This window comes from Stappia sp. ABD4_338 (assembly GCF_056312175.1).
In genome coordinates, this window is sequence record NZ_CM149982.1 from 339,843 (window position 1) to 362,769 (window position 22,927).

Sequence of the window (22,927 nt, forward strand, 5' to 3'; positions counted from 1 at the left end):
CCCGGTCAATGGAAATCCCGGCTGGGAAAGAGCCTGCGGGCCTGCTCGCGAGGATGGCGGGCCGTCGGCGAGGGACGTGGGGGGCGTGGCGCCTCGTCCGCCTGTGGCAGGGTGATGCCGACCGCATCGTCCATGGGATGGCCCAGATCGGAAAGGCGGCAGGACAGGTCCTCTATGTGGTCGGCGATGACGTGAACGACGATGCCCTCGCGTTCGATCCGCCCGGAAACGCGCAGCAGCCGTCCGCCCATGACGATGCGGCGGAAGCGCTCATAGACCTTCGGCCACACGACGATGTTGGAAACGCCGGTCTCGTCCTCGAGAGTCAGGAAGATGACGCCGGACGCCGTGCCCGGGCGCTGGCGGGTGATGACCAGGCCGCAGACACTGAGACGTCTGCAAGGGGTTTCGACCAGCCGGTCGTGGGGGGTGAGGCCCGGGATCGAAGGGCGCAGAAGCCCCATCGGGTGGGCGCGCAGCGTAAGCCGCATGGCGACATAGTCCTCCACCACCTCCTCGCCGACATGCATGGCCGGCAAGCGCACCTCCGGCTCCAGGATGCCTTCTCCGTCAAGCGGATCTGAGAAGAGGGGCAGGGGCTTGGGAGCCCGGATGGCGCGAACCTGCCAGAGCGCGTCGCGCCGGGTGAGACCCATCCCCGAAAAGGCGTCCGCTTCCGCGAGCCGTTCGAGCACGGCCGGAAGGACGCCGGCCCTCAGCCAGACGCTTTCCGGATCGGGATAGCCGTTTCCGCGCGCTGCCACGATCCAGCCAGCGTCTTCCTCGCGGAAGCCCTTGATCTGCCGGAAGCCGAGCCGTAACGCCCATGTTCCGTCCGCCCGGCGTTCCAAGGTGTTGTCCCATGCGCTGCCGTTCACGCAGACGGGTCTCACCTCCACGCCATGATCGCGCACGTCGCGAACGATCTGCGCCGGCGCGTAGAAGCCCATCGGCTGGGAGTTCAGGAGCGCGCAGGCGAAGATTGCCGGATGGTGGCATTTGAGCCATGAGGAGACATAGGTGAGCATGGCGAAGGCTGCGGCGTGGCTTTCGGGAAAGCCGTAGTCGGCGAAGCCCTCGATCTGCGAGAAACACGCCTCCGCCGTTTCGCGGGCATACCCGTTCTTCAGCATTCCGTTCACGAAACGCGCCCGGTGCCGGTCGATCGTTCCCATGCGGCGGAAGGAGGCGAGCGAGCGTCGGAGTTGGTCCGCCTCCTCGGGAGAATAGCCCGCCCCGACCACGGCGATCCGCATCGCCTGTTCCTGGAACAGCGGCACGCCGAGTGTCTTGCGGGTGACTTCCTCGAGCTCGGGGCCGAAGGGCTCAGGTTTCTCCAGCTTCTGCCTCCGCCGGATGTAAGGCTTGACCATGCCGCCCTGGATCGGGCCGGGGCGGACGATGGCAACCTCGATGACGAGATCGTAGAAGGTCCTGGGTTCCATCCGGGGAAGGAAGTTCATCTGCGCCCGGCTTTCGACCTGAAACACGCCCACGGCATCCGCACGGCAGAGCATGTCATAGGTTGCCGGGTCCTCCTGCGGCACCGTGGCGAGGGTGAGATGTCTTTCCTCGTGGTCGGCCAGAAGCTGAAAGCTCTTCCTGAGGCAGGTGAGCATTCCCAGGGACAGGACGTCGACCTTGAGAATGCCGAGCGCGTCGATGTCGTCCTTGTCCCACTCGATGACCGTGCGCCCTTCCATCGCGGCGTTCTCGATGGGGCAGAGTTCGTCAAGCCGGTCGCGTGTGATGACGAAGCCGCCCACATGCTGGCTGAGGTGGCGGGGAAACCCGATGATCTCGCCGATAAGGCGCATGGTCTGGGCAAGGCGGCGGTTTTGCGGATCGAGACCCAGCCGGCGCGCATGGTCCGGGTCCGCCCCCTTGTCCGAAATGCCCCAGATCTGGCCGGCAAGGCTTGAGGTTATGTCCTGACTGAGCCCCATCACCTTTCCCACCTCGCGGATTGCGGCACGGGTGCGGAAGTGGATCACGGTGGCGCAAAGGCCCGCCCGGTCACGACCGTATTTCTCGTAGATCCACTGGATCACCTCCTCGCGGCGTTCATGCTCGAAATCGACGTCGATGTCGGGGGGCTCCCTGCGATGCCGGGAGATGAAACGCTCGACGACCATGCCGATCATGTCCGGCGAGACGTCGGTGATCCCGAGCAGGTAACACAGGATGGAATTGGCCGCGGACCCGCGCCCCTGGCACAGGATGCCTCTCGAGCGGGCCTCCTGCACGATGTCGTGCACCGTCAGGAAATAGGCGGCGTACTCAAGCTCGGCGACGAGGGAGAGTTCCTTTTCCAGGAGATCGAGAACCTTCCGCGGCGGACCTTCCGGGTACCGGCGCTGGACGCCTGCGTGTGCGAGCCGTTCGAGACGGGCCTGCGGGGGCTCGTCGCGCGAAGCCTCGTCGGGATATTCATGGGCGAGTTCCGACAGGTCGAAACGGCACCGCGCGGCGATGTCGAGCGTGCGTCGCAAGGCGTCGGGGTGGTGGCGATAAAGCCGGGCCATTTCCGCCGCGCCCTTGAGACGGCGTTCCGCATTCGGCAGCGCGCGGGTGCCGATGCGGTCGATGGTGATGCCCTCCCGCATGCAGGTCAGCACGTCGGCGAGCTGCCGGCGCCCCGCGTGATGCATGAGCACGTCGCCGACCGCCACCATGGGCACGCCTGCCTGGCGTGCAAGGGAGGCGCAGGCATCGAACCAGGGCTGATCCGAGCCGTCGTACCGCGGGGAGGCTCCCAGAAACACACTTCCGGGAAAACGCCGCGAGAGCGTTTGCACGGGCGCGATTGCGCAGGTCGGATCGCGCGGCGGCAGTGCAATGAGGAGCAGCCCTTCCGCTCCGGCCTCAAGATCCGCGAGGTCGAGCAGGCAGTCGCCTTTTCCCGCACGCTGCTTGCCAAGGGTCAGGAGGCGCGAAAGCCGCCGGTAGGCCGGCCGGTCCGTCGGCAGGGCGAGCCATTCGACCGGGTCGTCACGCAGCACGAGACGGTTTCCCACGATGAGCCTCGGGAGCCGGACCGTTTCCGGCCTTGGCAGGTCGGGGGCCGAAGCGTTGCCCTGACGGGAGCTGTGGTCGACCCGATGCCTGGAGCGCACGCGCAACTCGTCCCGTGCTTCCTCGCGCAAGGTTTTCAGCGCGGAGTAGGCCCTCACCACGCCGGCCAGCGTGTTGCGGTCGGTGACGGCCATGGCTTCCAGCCCGAGTTCCACCGCGCGCAACACCAGTTCCTCCGGGTGGGACGCGCCGGTGAGGAAGGTGAAGTTCGATGTCACGCACAACTCGGCGTAGCCCTGCACCGGGGCGTCGGGCTCCATGGAATCCGGCAGGCTCACGGGAATTCCCCTTGCACGAACCATCCCGGATGCTGGGGGGTGTAGAAGAGCCAGAGGCGCCGTCCCTCGTGTGTGCTGACCCTCCAGTAATCGCGCAGGCCCGTGTGCCAGCTTTCGTTTTCCAGCCACCATTCCGGAGCGATGCGTTCCGGTCCGCTTGCCCTGGCCGTGGTGAAGGACATGCGTCGCCAGCGGAAACTCCCGGGTGGTTGCGGTCCCGAACCGGCGATGGGCTCGGGCGAAAACATGCGTACCGGGCGCGGGCGGGGTGTCGTCCAGCCATCCGCTTCCCGGGGGGCGGAGGCGGGACGAAGGGCGAAGGCGCGCTCGGGGATATGGCTGTCGACCGGATGGAACTTCTGGACATTGTCGATGCCGATCCGGGTTCCGATCCTGCTGATGAGATCGTCGAGCCGGTCCGTCCGCGCGTTTGTCGTGTGGCTGGTCTGTTCGGGGGGAAGGCGCGCGACCTCGATCGCCTCGAGCCGCACGAGATCGATGCCGAAGCCCGCGTCGAAATCCCGGATACCGCGTTCGAACAGGGGCAGGATGCGCGAGGCGTCCCGCCCGGGACGGGCCAGGCGCAGTTCAATCGTGTGGGCGCCCTGGTCGACCCGGTGCAGCGTGAGATGCAGGATGCGTGCCCCGGCCTCGTTTTCGGCCAGTCCGGCGCATATCCGATCAAGCAAGCGGGCCGTGATGCCCATGACGTCGGTGACGAGGCCGATCGGTTCGGGAAGTGTCGTGCGCGCACCGTAGTGGGGCGGGTCGCCCAAGGGAGAGACCTGCTCCGGCTGACGGCCCATGGCCTGGTCCAGGCGGCGCATGAGCGTCGGGCCGAACCTTCGCGCGAGGGGCGCACGGCTGGCGCCCTCGAGATCGCGCACCGTGCGCAGGCCGAGACGCTGCAGCGCGGTGACCGTCCCGGCCTCCAGCCGCAGGGCGGCGGCCGGCAGGGGGGCGAGGGCGGCGAGCGGGTCGCCTGGCGCGGCGATCCCTTCCCCGTGACGGGCAAGAGCCCAGGCCGCGCCCCGGGTGTCGCCCAGTCCGAGACGGACGGACAGGCCCGCGCGCATGAGCCTCTGGCGCATGTCGGCAAGCATCGGCTCCTCGCCGGCGAAAAGATGCGCCGAGCCGGTGATGTCGAGCACGAGCCCGTCGCGCCCCTCGATCCCGGCCCATGGGCAATAGCGCAGGGCCCAGCGGCGCAGGGCGTGGAGAAAACGCTCGTCGGCGGCCGGATCTGCTGGCGCGCTTCGCAGTTCGGGGCAGAAGACACGGGCATCGGAAAAGGACATGCCCTGGTAGAGGCCCTGACGCTCGGCCAGGGCGTTCAGGCTGTACAGCCGGTTCGCGTTGTCGGTTTCCAGCGTGAGCGCGAAGGGGCCGTCAACCGGACGCGCCCTCAGAACCCGATCGCTTGCGAGACGGGGGAACCACATGGAGACGACGCGCTTCCGGATCCCATCGAACATTCCAGGCCTCAATTGTTCCTGTTTTGTTCTTGATAATTTCCCATCGCATGAGAGTCGAGTCCTCGCCGGAAGGATCGAAGAGCGGGGCCACGTGCCAGCGGGTCTCGGCGGCGTTCGACCCCATTCCCTGGGGGATGATGCAAAGCCCGGTCGTTCCGCCCGCCCGGGCAGCAAGCTGCAGACGGCGGCCCTCCCGCAGGTCCAGCGGCTGGCGGATCTCGATCACCACGAAGGAGAGTGCGCCGCTCCTGAGTGCCTCCTCGGCCACGCCCAGGCTGTCCCTGTGCGTTTCCGCCCGGGCGAGAAGAAGCTGCGAGGGATTGAGGAAGGGCATGAGGCCGAGAGGATATACCGTGTCGTGGTACGTGCCCGCGCGCACCCAAAGCGCCGGCTCCCCGGCGAGGGCCGCCGCAATCGCCGCAAACGTCAGGGCCGAGGGACCACAGACCTCGTGGACCCGCGCGTGGCGCAAGGGAAAGGCTGTCAGGCGTTCTTGTGACATGGGCACAAGATGGCAGTGAAGGGTGGGCGTTTCAAATATCTTCATCCGGCCTCGCGCAGCTTGCGATCCGTTTGCGATACCCCCTGCGCCCTGGAACGTGGCCACCAGGTGTCGTTGCTGTCTGAATTCTTCTATAACGGCTCCATCCGGCGGCAGGCTGCCGGATGGAGCCGCAGCCAGAGGAGAATACAAGACGTGACGACCATTTATGTCGATGCGGATGCTTGTCCGGTCAAGGACGAGGTCGAACGGGTGGCGACCCGCCTCGACATTCCGGTGGTCATGGTGTGCAACGGTGGCATTCGCCCTTCACGCAACCCGCTGATCTCGCTCAGGATCGTTGCCGAGGGACCGGATGTGGCCGACAAGTGGATCGCCGAGCACTGCGGCCCGGGAGATGTCGTGATCACCGCCGACATTCCCCTTGCCGACCGGTGCCTGAAGGCCGGGGCGCTGGTCGTGCAGAACGACGGCCAGGCCCTGACATCGGCCAACATCGGCGGGCGGCTCGCGACGCGGGACCTGATGCAGGACATCCGGGCATCGGATCCGTTCTTCCAGGGCGGCGGCAAGTCCTTCTCGAAGGCCGACCGATCGCGGTTCCTGCAGTCCCTCGACAGTACGGTGAAGCGGGCGCTCAAGGCAGGGTAAGGCGTGCCACTGCAGCCGGGCCCCTCGATCATCCTTCCAGGTAGGCGGCGAGGGCGGCTTCCGTTCCCTTTTCCCAGATCAGGGTGAGCCAGCGCGCGAAGGCATCGGCGAAGCCGGCATCCTGCGCCAGGTCGCCGTAGATCCGTGACTGGGCAAGCCAGGCGGCGGGCCGTTCGCGAGCGCGTTTCGCGGCTTCCTGCAAGTCGCTCCAGTCGGGGTCGTTGGGCGCGATGGAACTGCCGTCCTCGCGGGTGCCCTCGCACATGCGCGCCCAAAGGGCCTCGGCCAGTGCCAGTCCCTCGACCGGCAGACCCGCCGCGCGCCGTTCCCGCAGTCCGGGCAGCAGGAAGCCTGTGTGACGGGACGAGCCGTCGAAGGCGACGCGCCGGGTCGTGTCGACGATCGCCGGGTTGGCGAAACGGCGCTCGATGAGTTCCACGTAGGCCTCCGGCGTCATGCCGGGAACCGGATGGACCTGGGGAACGATTTCCCCGGCCTGTACCCTGGAGAAGAAGGCGGAGACCAGCGGATGGGCCATGCAGTCCGCGATGGTCTCGAGGCCAAGGATCTCGCCGGGGTTGGCAAGCACCTGGTGGCCGCCATTGAGAATGCGGATCTTCATCGCCTCGAAGGCGTGGACGTCGTCCGAGAGGGTGACGCCGACCTTCTCCCAGGCCGGCCGGCCGGCGCAGAAGTCGTCCTCGATCACCCATTGGCGGAAGTTCTCGTGGGTGACGGGCGCGCGGTCATCGATGCCGAAGGCGCGGGCGAGCGCCATCTCCTTGGCGCCCGTGGCCGGCACGATGCAGTCGACCATCGAGTTGGGAAAGCTGCAGGCGGTGTCGATCCAGTCTGCCAGGTCGGGATCTGAGAGACGGGCGAGGCCGACGACGGTCCGGCGCAGGACCGCGCCATTGCCCTGGAGATTGTCGCAGCTCAGTCCGGTGAAGGGGCCTGTCCCCGCGTCGCGTCGCGCGCGCAGGGCGGCGACCATGGCGCCGAAGACGGTGCGCGGACGCTCCGGCGTTTGCGCATCATGCAGGATGTCGGGGTGTCCGGTCGCGAGGTCTCCGGTCTGCGGATCGATGTAATATCCTCCCTCCGTCACCGTCATCGCGACGATGCGGATGGCGGGATCCGCCATCTGCCGGATCAGCGCGGCGTTGTCCTCTTCCACCTCGACGAAGCCGATCATCGCGCCGGTTACCTCGGCGGAGGTCCCGGCCGGATCGAGCTCGATCAGGGTCGTCAGGCAGTCCTGCGCCAGCAACCTGTCGCGCTGAAGGGCGTCCGCGGCGCGCACACCCGCCCCGACGATCGCCCAGTCGTGATCGAGACCTTTCTCGAAGAGCCGGTGCAGGTACCATGCCTGATGCGCGCGATGGAAGTTGCCGAGCCCCACATGGACGATGCCGGGGGTCAGGGCCGAACGGTCGTAGCGCGGAACGCGGACCGTCGCCGGCAACCTGCCGAGCGTCGCGTTCGACAGCGGAATCAGCTCATCCATTGGCCACCGTCGACATTGTAGGTCTGCGCCAGGATGTATTGCGCCTCGTCGGAGGCGAGGAAGATCGCCATGCCTGTCAGGTCGTCGGCCGTGCCCATGCGCCCGAAGGGGACGGATGCGCCCACCTCGCGCTTCTTTTGCCCCGGCTCCTTGTTTTCGTAGCGCGCGAAGAAGGCGTCCACGCCATCCCAGTGCTCGCCGTCGACGACGCCGGGGGCGATCGCGTTGACGTTGATGCCGTGCTTGACGAGGTCGAGGGCCGCGGACTGGGTCAGGCTGATGACCGCGGCCTTGGTCGCACAGTAGACGGCGACCAGCGGTTCGCCGCGTCGTCCCGCCTGACTTGCCATGTTGATGATGCGTCCGCCCTTGCCGCGCTCGATCATGTGACGCGCCACCGCCTGCAGGGTGAAGAGCGTGCCGGACACGTTGACGTCGAACACGCGCGCGTAGTCGGCGCGGTCGATCTCCACGATGGGCGCGGCGGTGAATAGCGCCGCGTTGTTGATCAGGATGTCGATGTGCCCGAGCGTGCGCACGGTTTCCGCGACCGCCGCGTCGATGCTTTCCTGCGACGTCACGTCCATCCCGACCGCGATTGCCGCCTCGCCGAGGTCGGCGGCCGCCTTGCTGGCGCGGTCGAGGTCGATGTCCGCGATGGCCACGCGCGCGCCCTCGCGGACATAGGCCTGTGCGAAGGCCAGCCCGATGCCGCGCGCCGCGCCGGTGATCAATGCGGTTTTTCCCGAAAGTCGGTTCATTCCAGTCTCAAGCCTTCCTTGTCGAACCGGTGGATCTGGTCCTGTCTTGGAACCAGGCCGATGCGGTCGCCGTGCCGCAGGCTCACCTCGCCCGGCGCGCGCACGGTGACGATGTCCGCCAGGCCCGTGTCGTGAACGTGGAAAAACGTGTCCGAGCCAAGGTGCTCGGCCACGCCGATGCGCCCCTGCCAGGGACCTTCCCCGGCCTCGGCGACGTCGATGTGTTCAGGGCGGATGCCGATGGTTTCGGCACCGTGCTTCGAGGCCTCGGCTCCGGAGATGAAGTTCATCTTCGGCGAGCCGATGAAGCCCGCGACGAAGATGTTGCGGGGGGTGCGGTAAAGTTCGAGCGGCGACCCCACCTGCTCGATGTGCCCGGCTCTCAGGACCACGATCTTGTCGGCCATGGTCATGGCCTCCACCTGGTCGTGGGTGACGTAGATCATCGTGGTCTTGAGGCGCTCGTGCAGCTCGCTTATTTCCAGTCGCATTCCCACGCGCAGCGCGGCGTCCAGGTTGGACAGCGGTTCGTCGAAGAGAAAGGCCTCCGGTTCACGCACGATGGCGCGGCCGATGGCGACACGCTGGCGCTGGCCGCCGGAGAGCTGTCCAGGGCGGCGGTCGAGATAGTCGGTGAGGTTCAGCACCTCGGCCGCCTGGGTAACGCGTCGGTCCTGCTCGGCCTTGTCCATGCCGGCCATGCGCAGCGGAAAGGCGATGTTCCTGCGCACGCTCATGTGCGGATAAAGCGCGTAGGACTGGAACACCATCGCGAGACCGCGCTTCGCGGGCGGAATGTCGGTGGCGTCGGTTCCGTCGATGCGGATGGCTCCGGAGGAAACGTCCTCCAGCCCGGCGATGAGGCGCAAAAGCGTTGACTTGCCGCAGCCCGAAGGGCCGACGAAGACCGTGAATTCTCCGTCCCCGATGGTCAGGTCGAGCGGGGGGATCACCTCCACGTCGCCGAACCGTTTCGTCACCTTCTCGAGGGTGATCTGTCCCATTTCTTTCCCCCCTTTACTTCACCGCGCCGAACGTCAGGCCGCGCACGAGCTGCTTCTGGCTGAACCAGCCGAGAATGAGCACGGGTGCGATGGCCATCGTCGAGGCTGCCGAAAGCTTTGCGTAGAACAGCCCCTCGGGGCTCGAGTAGCTGGCGATGAACGCGGTGAGCGGCGCGGCCTTGGCGGCCGTCAGGTTGAGCGTCCAGAACGCTTCGTTCCAGGCAAGGATGATGTTGAGAAGTACGGTCGATGCGATGCCGGGGATCGCCATCGGCGTCAGGATGTAGAGGATCTCCTCCTTCAGGCTGGCCCCGTCCATGCGCGCCGCCTCGAGGATTTCGCCCGGGATCTCGCGGAAATACGTGTAGAGCATCCAGACGATGATCGGCAGGTTGATGAGCATCAGCACGAGCGTCAGGCCGATGCGCGTGTCGAGAAGACCGGCCTCGATGAAGATGATGTAGATCGGATAGAGCACGCCGACCGCCGGCAGCATCTTGGTGGAGAGCATCCACAAGAGGATGTCCTTGGTGCGCTTCGAGGGCACGAAGGCCATGGACCAGGCGGCGGGAACGGCCACCAGGATGCCGAGCAGCGTGGAGCCGCCGGCGATGATGACCGAGTTCCACAGGAAGCGCATGTAGTCGGAGCGCTCCTGCACCACGGCGTAGTTTTCCAGCGTCCAGTCGAAGAACAGGAACACGGGCGGATCGGCGATCGCCGTTGCCTCGGTCTTGAAGCTGGTCAGGATCGTCCAGAGGATGGGAAAGAAGATCAGCAGGCCGACGGCCCATGCGGCCAGCGTGTTGATCGTCTTGCGGCGTGTTGTCGTGCTGCGAGCCATGTCGGTTTCCTCAGGCGTCCAGGTTCTTGCCGACGATGCGCATCAGGAAGATGGCGACGATGTTGGCGAGGATGACGGCATAGATGCCGCCGGCGGAGCCCAGGCCCACGTTCTGGCTTTCCAGGACGCGCTGGTAGATCAGGTAGGTCAGCGTGCGGGTGCCGAACGAGCCCTGCGTCGTGACGAAGATCTCCGCGAAGATCGACAGCAGGAAGATCGTCTGGATCAGCACCACGACGGTGATGGCCCGCGACAGGTGCGGGAGAATGATGTGGGCGAAACGCGACAGCGGCGGGGCGCCGTCCATCTCGGCCGCCTCGAGCTGCTCGCTGTCGAGCGACTGGATCGCGGTCAGCAGGATCAGCGTCGCGAAGGGCAGCCATTGCCAGGCGACGATGAGCACGATGGAAAACAGCGATGCCTGGCTCAGCCACGAGATCGGCGTCAGGCCGAAGGCTTCCCAGAGATGGGCGAAGAGGCCGTTCACCGGGTCCATGAACATGTTCTTCCACACCAGCGACGAGACCGTCGGCATGACGAAGAAGGGCGCGATCACGAGGATGCGCACGATGCCCTGGCCCCACATGGGCTGGTCCAGCAACAGGGCCAGCAGCACGCCGAGGACCACGGTGATGAGCAGCACGCCGCCAACGATGACCAACGTTGCCTGCACGCTTGGCCAGAAGGAACTCGAGGTGACGAAGCGGATGTAGTTGTCGAACCCGGCGGACCCCAGGTCGCCGCCGCGCATCGGAAGGTATTTCCGGAAAGAGAAATAGAGCGTCATCAACAGCGGGACGAGCATCCAGCCGAGGAGAAGAACCACGGCGGGTGCCATCATGACCCTGGCTGCCGACCGCGAATGCTGAGTAGCCATGACCGATGCCCTCCCGGGTCGCGCGACCGCCGCCATGATGCGGACAGGTGCGGAACGTGAGGAAAAAAGGAGGCCCGGAAGACGGCTGGCGTCTCCCGGGCCGGGAGGAAGGTCGTCAGTAGCCGGCGGCTTCCATCTCGTCGGTGGTCAGCGCCTGCGCCTTGGCAAGGGCCTCGTCGACGCTCTGCTGGCCGGCAAGCGCGGCCGAGAACTCTTGGCCGACCTGCGTGCCGATGCCGGCGAACTCGGGGATCGCGACGAACTGGACGCCGGTGTAGGGCACCGGATCGACCGCGGGATTGGTCGGGTCGGCCGCGTTGATCGAGTTCAGGGTCATTTCGGCGAAGGGAGCGGCCTTCAGGTACGCCTCGTTCTCATAGAGCGAGGTGCGCGTTCCCGGGGGCACGTTCGCCCAGCCTTCCTTCTCCGCCACGAGCCTTGTGTAGTCCTTGCTGGTCGCCCATGCGATGAAGGTCTTCGCCGCCTCGGTCGCATCGGAACCGGCGGGGACGGCGAGCGACCACGCCCACAGCCAGTTGCCGCGCTTGCCAAGTCCGTTGTCGGGGGCGAGCGCGAAGCCGACCTTGTCGGCGACCGTGGAATCCTCGGGGTTGGTCACGAAGGACGCCGCGACCGTGGCATCGATCCACATGCCGCACTTGCCCTGCTGGAACAGCGACAGGTTCTCGTTGAAGCCGTTGGTGGAGGCGCCCGGAGGACCGTAGCTGGTCATCAGCTCCATGTAGGTGTCGAGGGTGTTCTTCCACGCGGGGGTGTCGAACTGGGCCTGCCAGTTCTCGTCGAACCAGCGCGCGCCGAAGGAGTTGGCCATGGCGGTCAGGAAGGCCATGTTCTCGCCCCAGCCGGCCTTGCCGCGCAGGCAGATGCCGTAGACCTCGTTTTCCTTGTCGGTCATTCCGGCGGCGGCCTTCTTGATGAAGTCCCAGGTCGGGGCTTCCGGCATCTCCAGGCCGGCCTTCTCCATCAGGTCCTTGCGGTACATGACCATGGAGCTCTCGCCGTAGAACGGTGCGGCGTAGAGCGTGCCGTCAACGGTCAGGCCGTTGCGCATGGCGGGAAGCAGGTCGCCGGCGTCCCAGCTCTCGGGCAAGTCGTCGAGCGACACGAGCCAGCCCTGCTTGCCCCAGATCGGAACCTCGTAGGTGCCGATCGTCATCACGTCGAACTGACCGCCCTTGGTGGCGATGTCCTGAGTAACGCGCTGGCGCAGAACGTTTTCCTCCAGCGTCACCCACTCGAGCTTGATATCCGGATGCTTGGCCGTGAAGTCGTCCGCGAGACCCTGCATGCGGATCATGTCGCCGTTGTTGACGGTCGCGATGGTGACCGTGGTCTCGGCCTGTGCGCTGGTGAAGGCGGCAAGCGTGAGCGCGCTCGCCACAAGAAGTGACGTCTTGAGATGCATCCCGTTTCCTCCCTAGGTGCACTTTTTTGCTCCCGGGCGAGCGTATCGAGAAAGGAAACGCGGAGTCAATAAAAAGTTTACGCGCGTAAAAATAACAGGATCAGGCGGAGTCGCGCATGACAAGCTCGCCCCTGAAGAGGGTCTGGGTGCGGACCTTCGGGCGGTCGCCCTCGACGAGGGCGAAGAGGGCCTCGACGCTACGGTTTGAAATCGACTGGTAGTCCTGCGCGACGGTGGTGAGCGGCGGGCATGTGTAGCGTGAGAAGGGGTGGTCGTCGTGGCCCGCGACGCGCAACGCGCAGCCCTGTCCGCGTCCGACCCTGAGGCCGTTCTCGTAGCAGGCGGTGAGGAAGCCGATCGCCAGCCGGTCGTTGCTGCAAAGGACGGTGTCCGTGGTCAGCAGGCGCTCGGCAAGCACGCGGGTTCCTTCCGCGCGGCCGATCTCCTCGAAGTTCCAGCCCTCGCCCTCGGCGCGGATGATGCGCGGCTCGAAGCCGAGGCGTTCCATGGTGAAGATGTAGGACTCGCGGCGCTTGTTGGCGTTCGGGTTGGACGGGTGGTGCATCTCGAAGAAGCAGGGCGGTTCCCCGGTGCGACACAGATACTCGACGATCAGTCCAACGGACTGGAAATTGTCCAGTCCGACGAAGGCTTCCCCGATGTCGTCCATGTTGCTGTCGAACAGGATCGTGGGCACGTCGCGACAGAATTTCTCCACCGCGGCGCGGTCCGAGCCGCGCCCAAGCGGGGCGAAGAGCACGCCGGCGGGCTTCAGCGAGCGCAGGCTGTCGAGGATGTCGTTCTCCAGTGCCTGCGAGCCGTGGGCGCTGAACAGGACGGGCCAGAAGCCTGCGTCGAGGCAGCGACGCTCGATGTTGCGGGCGATCTCGGCGAAAAAGGGGTCTGCGAGATAGGGGACGACGATGCCGACCGTCTTGGTCAGGCGGCGGTTCTGGTTGATGGCGTAGATGTTTGGCCGGTAGTCGTAACGCTCCAGCGCCTGCTCGATGCGCTCGCGGGTCGACTTGCGGACGCTGCCGGGATCGTTGAAGTACTTCGAGACCGTCGGGCGGGAAATGCCGCTCAGCGTCGCGAACTCCTCCATGTTTCTGACCTTGCCGTCGTCCATGTCCGGGGGCCGTCCCTGCGTGCGACCGAAAGCGGGATCCGGATATCCCGACGCGGCTCGCGTTTGTTGTTTAATTTTGCGCGCGTAAACTATTCTCAGGGTAGGATTTGCATCCCATCCCGGTCAAGTCGCGGTCGCGGGCACCGCTGCGACCGGTGTGGAACGATCTTAGCCGGGCAGCCTCCAGGGTCCACCGAACACCGGTCCGACAATGACGTTTCGCACAGGCGAACACGGATTCCCTTCGGCAGGGATATTGTGTATCAACAGTGGGTTGAAAGCGCCAAGAACGGATCTTCCCCGCCATGCCCGAGCCTGCCGTTGAGGATTGCGGAGAAGGAGTTGTTCGGGTCGGTTTCGCCAATCCCCAGTTCCGGTCGAGTTCCGACGTTCTTGGTCCGTCTTCGCGCCTTGGTGATGCGGTTTTCGGATATGCCGAAGACATGGGCGATGTGGACTGGCTCGTGGTCTATGGCGACGTGGATGACGGATTCAAGACGCGAGTGCCTCGCGAGCGACGCATTATTCTCATGTCCGAGCCCGCGGAAGTCCTGTCCTACCGGCCGGGCTTCCTCGATCAGTTCGGCACCGTCCTGGGCCCGCAGACACTGCGTCACAAGCATGACGGCAAGGTCGTGCGCACGCCGCCTGGTGTCGGCTGGTTCTATGGTGTCGAGTTTTCCGAAACCGGCGCGCGCGTGCGCAACACAGCCGATGAACTTCTTGCGCTCCGCCCCGCGCCCGGCAAGGTGCCGCGTCTCACCACCGTTCTGTCGAGGAAAACGAAGACGCGGATGCACCGCGAACGCCTCGCCTTCGCGGAGCGGTTGAAGGGGGAGCTGGGTGATGACTTCATCATCTATGGCAAGGGATTCCAGCCCATTGCCGACAAGGCGGAGGTGATCGACGGCTTTCGCTATCATCTGGCACTCGAAAACTGCATGGTGGCGGACTGCTTTACGGAGAAGCTGTTCGATCCCCTGATCGGCTGGGCATTGCCGGTCTATGCGGGATGTCCGAACGTGGAGGACTATCTTCCCGCGGATTCCTTCGTGCGTATCGACATAGACAGGCCGGAGCAGGCAATTGCCACGATCCGTGACCTGCTTGCACGTGACCCGTGGGAGACGCACCTTCCCGCGATTGCCAGGGCACGCGCGAAGGTTCTCGGCGAACTGAACATTTTTGCGCTGTTGCGCCCGCATCTGGGGCCAGCCTCCTCCGAACCGCTGGCGAAGGCGGAGCGACTGCGGAGCAACAAGCACTTCAAGGGTTTTTTCACTCGTTTTCTGGGTGGGCCGTCGACTGTGTGACAGCGGTGGCGGGACGATTGGGTGGGTGGGGTGCAATCATGACAGAACAGGCGCTCGTGACGATCGGGATGCCATGCTATCGCCGCGCGGGGCAGCTTCGTCTGGCGCTTGCTTCGGTGCTTGGCCAGACCTACCGGAACCTCCGGATCCTCGTGCACGAGAATCCGAGCGATACGCGTGAGGTTGCGGAGGTTGTCGCCGAGATGGCCGGAGACGATCCGCGTGTCAGCTATCTCCGGCATGAGACGAACATCGGTGCCCATGCCAACTTCGGCGGGCTGCTTCAGGTTGCCGAGAGCCCCTATTTCATGTGGCTGGCCGACGATGACCGGCTGTCTGAAACCTTCGTCGAGGACATGGTTCGCCTGCTTGAGGCGGACCCGGAAGCGGGGTCGGCATTCGGCGGTGTTGTTCTGGAGGATGCGTCCGGGCGGATCGTGGCGGAGCTTGCGGATTTTTCCACCTTTGCCGGAAGGGACCGACGCGAACGTCTCTTGCGCTACCTCGGTGAGCCGGAGCTTCTTGGAAAGGCCAGCCTGATCTACGGGCTGCATCGCACGGACTATTGCCGGGAGGCATGGAACCGCCATCTGCAGGACTACGAGGCCAATGGCCTTTCCGCCTGGGGGCTGGATCTCGTGTTCGTTTTTGCGCTGCTTGCCAGCAGGCCTTGGGCTTTTACCTCGGCTTCGCACCTGATCAAGACCATGCCGAAGATCTCCAAGCGTGGCTACTGGCACGCCTTTCCGCAGGATTTCGGCCCGCCTGCAATCTCGTTCGAACCCTTTGTTTCGGATCTGTGTGCGGTCTCGCCGGATGACGAGGTGCGCTCGCTCGTGAAAGAGGCGATGCAGACGCGCCGGAGGCACGAGGCGCTGGTCGGGCGCTGGCGCCGTCCCCTGATGCGTATCGTGGAGCGCGGAATTCTGCCGGCCTCATTCATGCGCTCGCGAATCCTGCGGCGTTAACTGCCTCCGGGCGCATGTGGGTTGCCCAGCGCAAGCTTACTCGACATGGTCCGGTCCACTCTTTAAGACATCGGAAAATACTGTCCCGGAGCCAACTTGCGGAAAGCCTCGTCACGATGAAAGCGGTCATTCTCGCCGGTGGTCTCGGCACGCGGATCTCCGAGGAAAGTCACCTGCGCCCCAAGCCGATGATCGAGATCGGCGGCCGGCCGATCCTCTGGCACGTCATGAAGATATTCGCCGCCAATGGCGTAAACGATTTCATCGTGTGCCTTGGTTATCGCGGCTACATGATCAAGGAGTGGTTCGCCAACTATCATCTGCATGCGTCCGATATCACCGTCGACCTCGCGAAAGGCTCGATCCGCTACCACCAGACCAATGCCGAACCCTGGAAGGTGACGCTGGTGGATACCGGTCAGGACGCGATGACGGGTGGGCGCATCCGTGCGATTCGAGATTATCTTGATCCTGACGAACCTTTCTGCATGACATATGGCGATGGCGTCTCAAGCATCGACATCGCTTCCGAGATCGCGTTTCACCGCTCCCACGGAAAGATGGCGACCATCGCCAGCGTGGTGCCGCCGGGGCGCTACGGGGCGCTTGAGGTCGAGGGGGAAAGCGTCCGCCGCTTCGTGGAGAAGCCGGCTGGCGACAACGCACGCATCAATGGCGGGTTCTTTGTGCTTGAGCCGTCGGTGGTCGACCTGATCGAGGGGTCCGGGACACCTTTCGAGGCCGCGCCGCTTGAAACGCTAGCCGCACGTGACGAATTGCGTGCCTTCCGACATGACGGCTTCTGGTACGCGATGGATACCCTGCGCGACAAGAACCACCTGGAGGCGTTGTGGGCCTCGGGCAAGGCGCCCTGGAAGGTCTGGTAGGACATGGCTTGCGGCACGCCCGAGTTCTGGCGCGGCAAGCGCGTCTTCCTGACCGGACACACCGGCTTCAAGGGGGCCTGGCTGTCGCTGATGCTGGAACGCCTTGGAGCGTGCGTCTTCGGTTATGCCCTGGCGCCGGAGGGGGATGAGAGCCTGTTCGCCCTGTCGGGTCAGGACCGGGAGTCTCCGGGCGTCATTGGCGATATCTGCGAGGGAGGCAGGCTGCGGCAGGCGATTGGCGAGGCCCGGCCGGACGTCGTCATTCACCTGGCGGCGCAGGCTCTGGTGCGCCGCTCCTATCTCGAACCGGAATTGACCTGGCGCACAAACGTCATTGGAACGCTCGAGCTGTTGCAGGCACTTGGCGATCTGGACAGCTATCCGCCGACTTTGATCGTCACGACCGACAAGGTCTACCGAAATGACGAGAGCGGGCGGGCCTTTGCCGAAAGTGCCCCCCTTGGCGGTCACGATCCCTATTCCGCCTCGAAGGCGGCATGCGAGCTTCTGGTCGAATCCTGGCGCGAGAGCTTCGCCGCAGACCGCGAAGCGGTCGTGGTGACGGCACGTGCAGGCAATGTGATCGGCGGCGGGGATTTCGCCGAGGACCGGATCGTGCCGGACCTTTGGCGTGCGCTTCGCGGCGGTACCCGTCCGGTCCTGCGCAATCCGGGCTCCACACGCCCCTGGCAGCACGTGCTGGACTGCCTGAACGGCTACCTGCTGTATCTCGAGGCACTCGGCCGTGGCGAGAAGCTGCCACTGGCGCTCAATTTCGGGCCCGAGCCGGACAATGTGAAGACCGTTGCCGGGATTGCCGGAGCCATGCTTTCCGCCTTCGGGCTCGAGAGCGGCTGGGACCGTCCGGGAGAGGCCGGACCGCGCGAAATGGAGCGCCTTTCCCTCGACACGAGCCTCGCCCGCCGAAAGCTCTCCTGGCGTGATCATCTCGACGGCGACACGCTTGTCGAATGGACCGCCGACTGGTACCGCGCGCTGGCGGAGGGAGAGGACATGCGTGCCCGCACGCTCTTCCAGATCGATACCTTCCTTACGCTTGCCGGACGTACGCCATGACCCGCCTTTCCGCCTGCCGCTTCTGCGGCACGCCGCTTGCCACCGTTTTCGCCGATCTTGGCGAGACGCCGTTGTCGAACAGCTATGTGACCGCCGAGGACATCGAGGCCGGACGGGACTGTTCCTATCCGCTCATCGTGCGCGTGTGCTCCTGCTGCCACCTGGTCCAGGCGGACGAGGTGGTTGCCCATAGCGAGATCTTCGACGAGGACTACACCTACTTCTCCTCCTACTCGGACAGCTGGGTCGCTCATGCGCGGGCCTATGCGGAACTGATGACCGCGCGCTTCGGTCTGGACGCAGGGTCGCGCGTGGTCGAGGTGGCAAGCAACGACGGATACCTGTTGCAGCATTTCGTGGCTGCCGGGATTCCCGTGCTTGGCGTGGAGCCCACGGCCAGCACGGCACGCGCGGCGATCGAAAAGGGGGTCGACACCCGGATCGCCTATTTCGGCGAGGCCTACGGACGACAGCTCGCGCAGGAAGGATTCGCGGCTGACCTAACGGCAGCCAATAACGTGCTTGCCCATGTGCCCGACATTGCCGATTTCGTGCGTGGTTTCGCCGAGGTGTTGAAGCCGGAAGGTGTCGCCACCTTCGAGTTTCCGCATCTTCTCAACCTGATCCGCCTGATCGAGTTCGACACGATCTACCACGAGCATTACTCCTACCTGAGCCTCCTGACCGTCCAGAAGGTCTTCAAGGCTGCCGGACTTCGGGTGTTCGACGTGGAGAAGCTCTCCACCCACGGCGGTTCTCTCAGGGTCTTCGCCTGCCGCGACGGGGCCGGTCACGACGAGACACCGGCGGTCGCGGCCCTTCTGGAGGAGGAGAGTGCGGCCGGTCTCGACACGATGGCGGCCTACGAGGGGTATCAGGAGCGCATCCGGACCTGCTGTGCGGAGTTTCGCGCGTTCCTGGATACCGCGCGTGCGGAGGGCAAGACGGTGGCTGCCTATGGTGCGGCGGCCAAGGGCAACACGTTCTTCAATGTGTGCGGTGTGAGCGCCGACGATATCGTCCTGATCGCCGACCGCAGCCATGCCAAACAGGGAAAATTCCTGCCTGGAAGCCACATTCCCGTGGTGGCTCCGGATCGGTTGATGGAACTCGCGCCCGACTATGTGGTGATCGTGCCGTGGAATCTTGCCGACGAGATCCGCGAGCAGCTTTCAAAGCTCGAGGCCGGGGGTACGCGTTTCGTGACAGCCATCCCCGGGACCCGGATCCTGCCGTGTTGAGCTTCGAGCGAGCCCGCCTCGAGGGGGTATGGAGCGTTTCCGGCCAGGCGCGCGAGGATGAGCGTGGCAGCTTCATGCGGCTGTATTGTCCGACGGCCTTTCGCGCCGCGGGCATCGACTTTATCTCGACGCAGGTCAACCTGTCGACCAACCGGCGCCGCCATACCCTGCGCGGAATGCACTGGCAGGATGCTCCCCATGCCGAGGCCAAGCTGGTCCGTGTGGTGACGGGTGCGATCTACGATGTCGTTGCCGATCTGAGACGGGACAGCCCGACCTTCATGCAATGGCAGGCCTTCGACCTGTCTGCGGAGAACGGATGCGCGCTGTTCGTTCCCGAGGGCTGCGCCCACGGTTTCCTGACCCTGCGCGACGAGACGTCGGTCCTCTACCAGATGGGACGCGAGCACGTTCCGGGGCAGGCGCGGGGGTTCCGCTACGACGACCCCGCTTTTGCCATCGACTGGCCGGCCGCGCCCGAGGTGATCTCGGATGCGGATCTCGCCTGGCCGGCGCTCCGGACCTGAAAGCCGGGGTCGACCGGCCGCTCAGCCTTCCAGATAGACCAGTCGCGCGTTGCCCGGTATCCAGTCCTCGCCTTCGGAAAGGATCCTGCGGGCGTGAAGCGGGTTGAGGCCCGCGAAAACGACCTCGATGTCGCGGGGGCACTCTTCCGGGGGCAGGACGGGACGCCCGAGATGCTCCTGTCCCTGCAGGTGCGGGTTGCGATCCAGGAAACAGACGGGCTGCTCGCCGAGGCGACTCGCGATGAGCGTGCCGTAGAAGCCCGCCCCATAGATCGCCACGCGGCGCCCGTCCACATCGGCTCGCGCGATTCCGTCGAGAATGCGCTCCCAGCCTCCAAGAGCTTCGCGAATGCTGAGCGCACAGGTGTTGACGTCTTCGGGATTTCCGGCGCCGGCAGGCGTGTCGGCCGCCGTGGCGACCACCACATGTGCCCCGCGAAAGCCGTCGGACACCACCGGCGTCTCCACGAGGCCCGCGGCCGCGAGAACGGCCGCGATGCTTGGCGCGGTAAAATGGTTGAGGTGGTCGATAACGAGCAGATCGCCCGGGTTCGCGAGCGGATCCGGTACCGTAAAGAACAGCCGTCCTCCGGGTGCAAGGCACTTCCGCAGGCTCTTCAGGATCGTCACCGGATCGGCGACATGCTCAAGGACGAAATGCGCGGTGATGATATCGAAGCGACCATGCCACGCTTCGGGCAGATCATAGGTGGCCTGGTGGTCGCCGGCGATCCACTCCCGCCAATAGGCCAGGTAGTCGCGCGACACGTCGAAGACGTGAGGAACCAGATCCTTGCGGGCCGTGCAAACCTTGCGGAGCGTCGCGGCCTTCGCCGCTCCGAAGTCGAGAATGCGCGCACCCTGCGGCAGGTCCATTTCCAGCACGAGTTCCGCCTGGCGGTCCGTTCGGAACACCGTGTCGTCTCCACGCTGCTCGTAGAGCTGGTCATGCTCATCCGACTGCAGGGAGATACGGTACTCGTGGTCGTAGAAGGCCTGCACGTCGGGAAGATCCGGCGATTGCACATGCCCGCAGGCCGTGCAGACGAGCACCTCGGTCTCCGCCGCGAGCAGGGTGGACAGAGAGGTCATGGCCGGCGCCGGCGCATGGAAGTCGGGCGCGGCCAGCGCGCAGGCGCAGATCCTGCAACTGTTCATCATTCGGCCACCAGTTCCGGAAGAAGGGTCTCGAAGCTCTGCCCGGCGGCATAGGAGCCTTTCCAGCTCAGCTTCACACCGGTCGGATCGTTGAAGTTGAAGTAGCGGAACTGCATCGACCATCGCGGCATGTTCGAGATGTTCAGGCCCGACTGATGCAGTGTCAGGAAGTCCATGATGATCAGGTCGCCGGGCGCGGTCAGCGGTGCCGCGTGCTCGTAGCGCGCAAGGCGTTCCTCCTCGCGGTCGAGGCGCAATGCGTAGGCTCCCGACTTGCCAATGCCGCCGTCGTCGCTGCGAACCGGCACCAGACCTTCCTTGTGCGAGCCGATGGCCAACTCGACGGGGCCATGCTCGGCGGAGATCGGAATCAGTGGCGACCAGAAGACCACGCCGTCCTTGCTGCGCAGTTGCGCCGGGAACTCCTGATGCCAGGGCGCGCGGAACTTCTCCTCGCCCGGAGCGTCGATGCGGATGCCGTAACCGCCGGCCGCGAGACCGGGCACGGCGTCCGGACGCAAGGCCCGGAAGACATCCGCGTTGCGCGGGTCACTGACGAGGCTCATGAACGCCGGGATCTGCTTGACCGCGTCGTAGACCTCACCACCCCAGGCACGATTGGCTGCGGCGAGCGCGAGATAGCCGGGACCAAGTGCTTCCTCGACGGTGCCCGTCGGTGCATCGACACCATATTTTTCGCAAAGCGTCTGGATGATCCAGCGGATGCCGTCGCGGATCGGCGCGACCTGACGTTGATAGTCGTAGAAGCCGCGAATGATGGTGAAACCGTCGCGTTCGAAGGAGGGACGGTCAATCTGCAATTCGGATGTCATGACGTTTCCTCCTTCAAGGCCTTCATGGCGCGCCAGTCCAGTGTCGCAGGGTTCAGGTGGTCGCGCGCCGGGGCGCGCGAGACGCTGGCAACCAGGTCGAGGCCGGTCACGTAGGGCGTGAATGGAGCCGCATCCTGGGGCCAGGGGTGGGGAGCATAGTTCATGTAGCTGACCGAGACGCCTGCTGCCTCGAAGGCCTCATGATCAAGATAGGCGAGACCGCCCATCCCCGAAATATATTCCGTACCGCCGACTGCCTTGACCAGACCGAGAACGCGTTCCCATGAGCGCCCCTCGACCGCCAGCGCCGTCGAGGTGGTGCGGGTTTCCGGCAGTACTCCGATCGCTTCCGCCTGAACCTCGGCCGAGGTGACGAGAACGTCAGAGAGGGGAGCCTTGAAATCGACTTCCTCGAACAGGGAGATCGCATCGGCCGCATGAGGTCTTCCGCGAAACGCCTGCTCCAGAAGCGCCTTGTGCGTTTGATGCCAATCCGGCCTGCCAGGGGCAAGTTCCCGGATCAGCCGGAAACTGCCCTTGCCTTCGAGTGGTATCGACATCCACTTGATGCCGCTCGGCGTCTTGACCTGGACGCGATTGGTGAAGCTGCCTTTTGAAAACTGGGTATCGTCGAGCCAGATGTAGATATCGGCGAGTGCCATCTGCGCCATGAACCCGGCCCAGGGAAAATACATCGGCTGGGAAATGACGACACGGGTCATGGTGTCCAGTCCCCCCTTGCCGGCAGGTCCGCCATTGCGGCCTTCGCCGCATCCTGCCCCGTGCGGGTTGAAAAGCCCGGATTGCAAAGAGGGGAGCCGGGGGCTGTGGGGGCGATCGCGGTTGAATCCCGCGCGCCGGTTTCGAGGCGAGCGGAGGCCAGGGCATCGAAGAGGTAGAGCGTCACGATGGTTTTTTGAATGTATCCAAGACGCTGGCGCCATGCGAGCGTCGCGTCCGGGGGAACATGGCGCACGGTCTGGGCAAGCACCGGTCCGGTGTCCACTCCTGCATCGACCACATGCAGCGTGGCGCCCTGGAAAGGCGCTTTGGCCTTGTGTGCGTCGCCTATGCCATCGAGACCCGGAAAGGCGGGGAGCAGCGCCGGATGCACATTGGTGGTGAGAAGGCGGTCGAAGAGCTCCGGGCCGACCAGTCGCGCGTAGTGCAGAAGTACGACGTCGCAGCCTGCCGCCCTGAAAGCGTTCGCGGTGCGTTCGGAGAATGCGGAACGACCCTCGAACGGGATCCGGCTGTGCGGCACGTCATGGGCGTTGCAAAGATCGGCGGCCGGACAGTCGCGGTCGGTCACCACATGGAATCTGTCGGAAGGTGCGCCAAACAATTCCTTGGCCCGGAAGAACGCGGAACCTCCCGCGCTCAGAATGACGCCG

General features: G+C 65.1%; 21 protein-coding genes. 7 read left to right on the forward strand and 14 right to left on the reverse strand.

The annotated features are described in order from the left end of the window. Nucleotides 1-5: 5 nt before the first annotated feature. Genes ACYX4S_RS01510 through ACYX4S_RS01520 form a run of 3 tightly spaced genes read right to left on the reverse strand, consistent with a single transcriptional unit; the run spans nt 6 to nt 5,375 of the window. On the reverse strand, nt 6-3,335 hold the full coding sequence (locus ACYX4S_RS01510) for an error-prone DNA polymerase (protein WP_476362800.1): 3,330 nt from the start codon (nt 3,333-3,335) through the stop codon (nt 6-8). Nucleotides 3,336-3,349: 14 nt separating this feature from the next. After that, a complete protein-coding gene (locus ACYX4S_RS01515) occupies nt 3,350-4,828 on the reverse strand; it encodes a Y-family DNA polymerase (protein WP_476361619.1) in 1,479 nt (492 codons plus the stop codon). Beyond that, nucleotides 4,743-5,375 (reverse strand): ImuA family protein, encoded by a 633-nt coding sequence (locus ACYX4S_RS01520; RefSeq protein ID WP_476361620.1) that lies wholly within the window; start codon nt 5,373-5,375, stop codon nt 4,743-4,745. Before ACYX4S_RS01520 ends, ACYX4S_RS01515 begins: the two co-directional genes overlap by 86 nt. A 150-nt stretch (nt 5,376-5,525) precedes the next feature. Between ACYX4S_RS01520 and ACYX4S_RS01525 the strand changes: the two genes are divergently transcribed. Next, nucleotides 5,526-5,981, forward strand: a complete 456-nt coding sequence (locus ACYX4S_RS01525; RefSeq protein WP_476361621.1) for a YaiI/YqxD family protein — start codon at nt 5,526-5,528, stop codon at nt 5,979-5,981. Nucleotides 5,982-6,009: 28 nt separating this feature from the next. On the opposite strand, the gene ACYX4S_RS01530 is transcribed toward ACYX4S_RS01525, so the two are convergent. The 7 genes from ACYX4S_RS01530 to ACYX4S_RS01560 all read right to left on the reverse strand — a co-directional run bounded on the left by ACYX4S_RS01530 (nt 6,010) and on the right by ACYX4S_RS01560 (nt 13,529). Beyond that, on the reverse strand, nt 6,010-7,488 hold the full coding sequence (locus tag ACYX4S_RS01530; RefSeq protein WP_476361622.1) for a mannitol dehydrogenase family protein: 1,479 nt from the start codon (nt 7,486-7,488) through the stop codon (nt 6,010-6,012). Next, nucleotides 7,476-8,249 carry an L-iditol 2-dehydrogenase gene (locus ACYX4S_RS01535; protein ID WP_476361623.1) on the reverse strand — a complete coding sequence of 258 codons (774 nt, stop codon included), beginning with the start codon at nt 8,247-8,249 and terminating at the stop codon, nt 7,476-7,478. Before ACYX4S_RS01535 ends, ACYX4S_RS01530 begins: the two co-directional genes overlap by 13 nt. Then, nucleotides 8,246-9,253 (reverse strand): ABC transporter ATP-binding protein, encoded by a 1,008-nt coding sequence (locus ACYX4S_RS01540; protein WP_293718158.1) that lies wholly within the window; start codon nt 9,251-9,253, stop codon nt 8,246-8,248. Before ACYX4S_RS01540 ends, ACYX4S_RS01535 begins: the two co-directional genes overlap by 4 nt. Before the next feature lie 13 nt (nt 9,254-9,266). Continuing rightward, the gene (locus ACYX4S_RS01545) at nt 9,267-10,097 is read right to left on the reverse strand and encodes a carbohydrate ABC transporter permease (protein WP_293718156.1); all 831 of its coding nucleotides are present in this window, start codon (nt 10,095-10,097) and stop codon (nt 9,267-9,269) included. Nucleotides 10,098-10,107: 10 nt separating this feature from the next. After that, a complete protein-coding gene (locus ACYX4S_RS01550; protein WP_293718154.1) occupies nt 10,108-10,974 on the reverse strand; it encodes a carbohydrate ABC transporter permease in 867 nt (288 codons plus the stop codon). A gap of 115 nt (nt 10,975-11,089) precedes the next feature. Further along, complete coding sequence (locus tag ACYX4S_RS01555; protein WP_293718152.1) at nt 11,090-12,400, reverse strand: ABC transporter substrate-binding protein; 1,311 nt, start codon at nt 12,398-12,400, stop codon at nt 11,090-11,092. A 100-nt stretch (nt 12,401-12,500) separates the two neighbouring features. Continuing rightward, nucleotides 12,501-13,529, reverse strand: a complete 1,029-nt coding sequence (locus ACYX4S_RS01560; RefSeq protein ID WP_476361624.1) for a LacI family DNA-binding transcriptional regulator — start codon at nt 13,527-13,529, stop codon at nt 12,501-12,503. A gap of 305 nt (nt 13,530-13,834) precedes the next feature. Here ACYX4S_RS01560 and ACYX4S_RS01565 point away from each other — a divergent pair, with 305 nt between their 5' ends. The 6 genes from ACYX4S_RS01565 (at nt 13,835) to ACYX4S_RS01590 (ending at nt 19,542) form a co-directional block, all read left to right on the forward strand. Continuing rightward, complete coding sequence (locus ACYX4S_RS01565) at nt 13,835-14,842, forward strand: glycosyltransferase family 10 domain-containing protein (protein ID WP_476361625.1); 1,008 nt, start codon at nt 13,835-13,837, stop codon at nt 14,840-14,842. Between the two features lie 38 nt (nt 14,843-14,880). Beyond that, nucleotides 14,881-15,810 (forward strand): glycosyltransferase family 2 protein, encoded by a 930-nt coding sequence (locus tag ACYX4S_RS01570; protein ID WP_476361626.1) that lies wholly within the window; start codon nt 14,881-14,883, stop codon nt 15,808-15,810. Nucleotides 15,811-15,926: 116 nt separating this feature from the next. Next, on the forward strand, nt 15,927-16,697 hold the full coding sequence (rfbF, locus tag ACYX4S_RS01575) for a glucose-1-phosphate cytidylyltransferase (protein ID WP_476361627.1): 771 nt from the start codon (nt 15,927-15,929) through the stop codon (nt 16,695-16,697). A gap of 3 nt (nt 16,698-16,700) precedes the next feature. After that, complete coding sequence (rfbG, locus tag ACYX4S_RS01580) at nt 16,701-17,774, forward strand: CDP-glucose 4,6-dehydratase (RefSeq protein WP_476361628.1); 1,074 nt, start codon at nt 16,701-16,703, stop codon at nt 17,772-17,774. Next, nucleotides 17,771-19,015: a methyltransferase domain-containing protein gene (locus ACYX4S_RS01585; protein WP_476361629.1), complete on the forward strand. Its 1,245-nt coding sequence runs from the start codon at nt 17,771-17,773 to the stop codon at nt 19,013-19,015. The genes rfbG and ACYX4S_RS01585 overlap by 4 nt, the downstream gene beginning before the upstream one ends. Beyond that, nucleotides 19,009-19,542, forward strand: a complete 534-nt coding sequence (locus ACYX4S_RS01590; RefSeq protein ID WP_476361630.1) for a dTDP-4-dehydrorhamnose 3,5-epimerase family protein — start codon at nt 19,009-19,011, stop codon at nt 19,540-19,542. Before ACYX4S_RS01585 ends, ACYX4S_RS01590 begins: the two co-directional genes overlap by 7 nt. A gap of 21 nt (nt 19,543-19,563) precedes the next feature. On the opposite strand, the gene ACYX4S_RS01595 is transcribed toward ACYX4S_RS01590, so the two are convergent. Genes ACYX4S_RS01595 through ACYX4S_RS01610 form a run of 4 tightly spaced genes read right to left on the reverse strand, consistent with a single transcriptional unit; the run spans nt 19,564 to nt 22,845 of the window. Then, a complete protein-coding gene (locus ACYX4S_RS01595; protein ID WP_476361631.1) occupies nt 19,564-20,703 on the reverse strand; it encodes a methyltransferase domain-containing protein in 1,140 nt (379 codons plus the stop codon). Next, nucleotides 20,700-21,533 (reverse strand): phytanoyl-CoA dioxygenase family protein, encoded by an 834-nt coding sequence (locus ACYX4S_RS01600; RefSeq protein ID WP_476361632.1) that lies wholly within the window; start codon nt 21,531-21,533, stop codon nt 20,700-20,702. The genes ACYX4S_RS01595 and ACYX4S_RS01600 overlap by 4 nt, the downstream gene beginning before the upstream one ends. Next, nucleotides 21,530-22,255, reverse strand: coding sequence for a WbqC family protein (locus ACYX4S_RS01605; RefSeq protein WP_476361633.1), 726 nt, complete (start codon nt 22,253-22,255; stop codon nt 21,530-21,532). The genes ACYX4S_RS01600 and ACYX4S_RS01605 overlap by 4 nt, the downstream gene beginning before the upstream one ends. Next, nucleotides 22,252-22,845: a formyltransferase family protein gene (locus ACYX4S_RS01610; protein ID WP_476361634.1), complete on the reverse strand. Its 594-nt coding sequence runs from the start codon at nt 22,843-22,845 to the stop codon at nt 22,252-22,254. Before ACYX4S_RS01610 ends, ACYX4S_RS01605 begins: the two co-directional genes overlap by 4 nt. Between the last annotated feature and the right edge of the window lie 82 nt (nt 22,846-22,927).

Coding starts and splice junctions, on each gene's coding strand:
- ACYX4S_RS01510 (WP_476362800.1), bottom strand. CDS start 3,335: ATGGAGCCCGACGCCCCGGTGCAGGGCTACGCCGAGTTGTGCGTGACA.
- ACYX4S_RS01515 (WP_476361619.1), bottom strand. CDS start 4,828: ATGTTCGATGGGATCCGGAAGCGCGTCGTCTCCATGTGGTTCCCCCGT.
- ACYX4S_RS01520 (WP_476361620.1), bottom strand. CDS start 5,375: ATGAAGATATTTGAAACGCCCACCCTTCACTGCCATCTTGTGCCCATG.
- ACYX4S_RS01530 (WP_476361622.1), bottom strand. CDS start 7,488: ATGGATGAGCTGATTCCGCTGTCGAACGCGACGCTCGGCAGGTTGCCG.
- ACYX4S_RS01535 (WP_476361623.1), bottom strand. CDS start 8,249: ATGAACCGACTTTCGGGAAAAACCGCATTGATCACCGGCGCGGCGCGC.
- ACYX4S_RS01540 (WP_293718158.1), bottom strand. CDS start 9,253: ATGGGACAGATCACCCTCGAGAAGGTGACGAAACGGTTCGGCGACGTG.
- ACYX4S_RS01545 (WP_293718156.1), bottom strand. CDS start 10,097: ATGGCTCGCAGCACGACAACACGCCGCAAGACGATCAACACGCTGGCC.
- ACYX4S_RS01550 (WP_293718154.1), bottom strand. CDS start 10,974: ATGGCTACTCAGCATTCGCGGTCGGCAGCCAGGGTCATGATGGCACCC.
- ACYX4S_RS01555 (WP_293718152.1), bottom strand. CDS start 12,400: ATGCATCTCAAGACGTCACTTCTTGTGGCGAGCGCGCTCACGCTTGCC.
- ACYX4S_RS01560 (WP_476361624.1), bottom strand. CDS start 13,529: ATGGACGACGGCAAGGTCAGAAACATGGAGGAGTTCGCGACGCTGAGC.
- ACYX4S_RS01565 (WP_476361625.1), top strand. CDS start 13,835: ATGCCCGAGCCTGCCGTTGAGGATTGCGGAGAAGGAGTTGTTCGGGTC.
- ACYX4S_RS01570 (WP_476361626.1), top strand. CDS start 14,881: ATGACAGAACAGGCGCTCGTGACGATCGGGATGCCATGCTATCGCCGC.
- rfbF (WP_476361627.1), top strand. CDS start 15,927: ATGAAAGCGGTCATTCTCGCCGGTGGTCTCGGCACGCGGATCTCCGAG.
- rfbG (WP_476361628.1), top strand. CDS start 16,701: ATGGCTTGCGGCACGCCCGAGTTCTGGCGCGGCAAGCGCGTCTTCCTG.
- ACYX4S_RS01585 (WP_476361629.1), top strand. CDS start 17,771: ATGACCCGCCTTTCCGCCTGCCGCTTCTGCGGCACGCCGCTTGCCACC.
- ACYX4S_RS01595 (WP_476361631.1), bottom strand. CDS start 20,703: ATGATGAACAGTTGCAGGATCTGCGCCTGCGCGCTGGCCGCGCCCGAC.
- ACYX4S_RS01600 (WP_476361632.1), bottom strand. CDS start 21,533: ATGACATCCGAATTGCAGATTGACCGTCCCTCCTTCGAACGCGACGGT.
- ACYX4S_RS01605 (WP_476361633.1), bottom strand. CDS start 22,255: ATGACCCGTGTCGTCATTTCCCAGCCGATGTATTTTCCCTGGGCCGGG.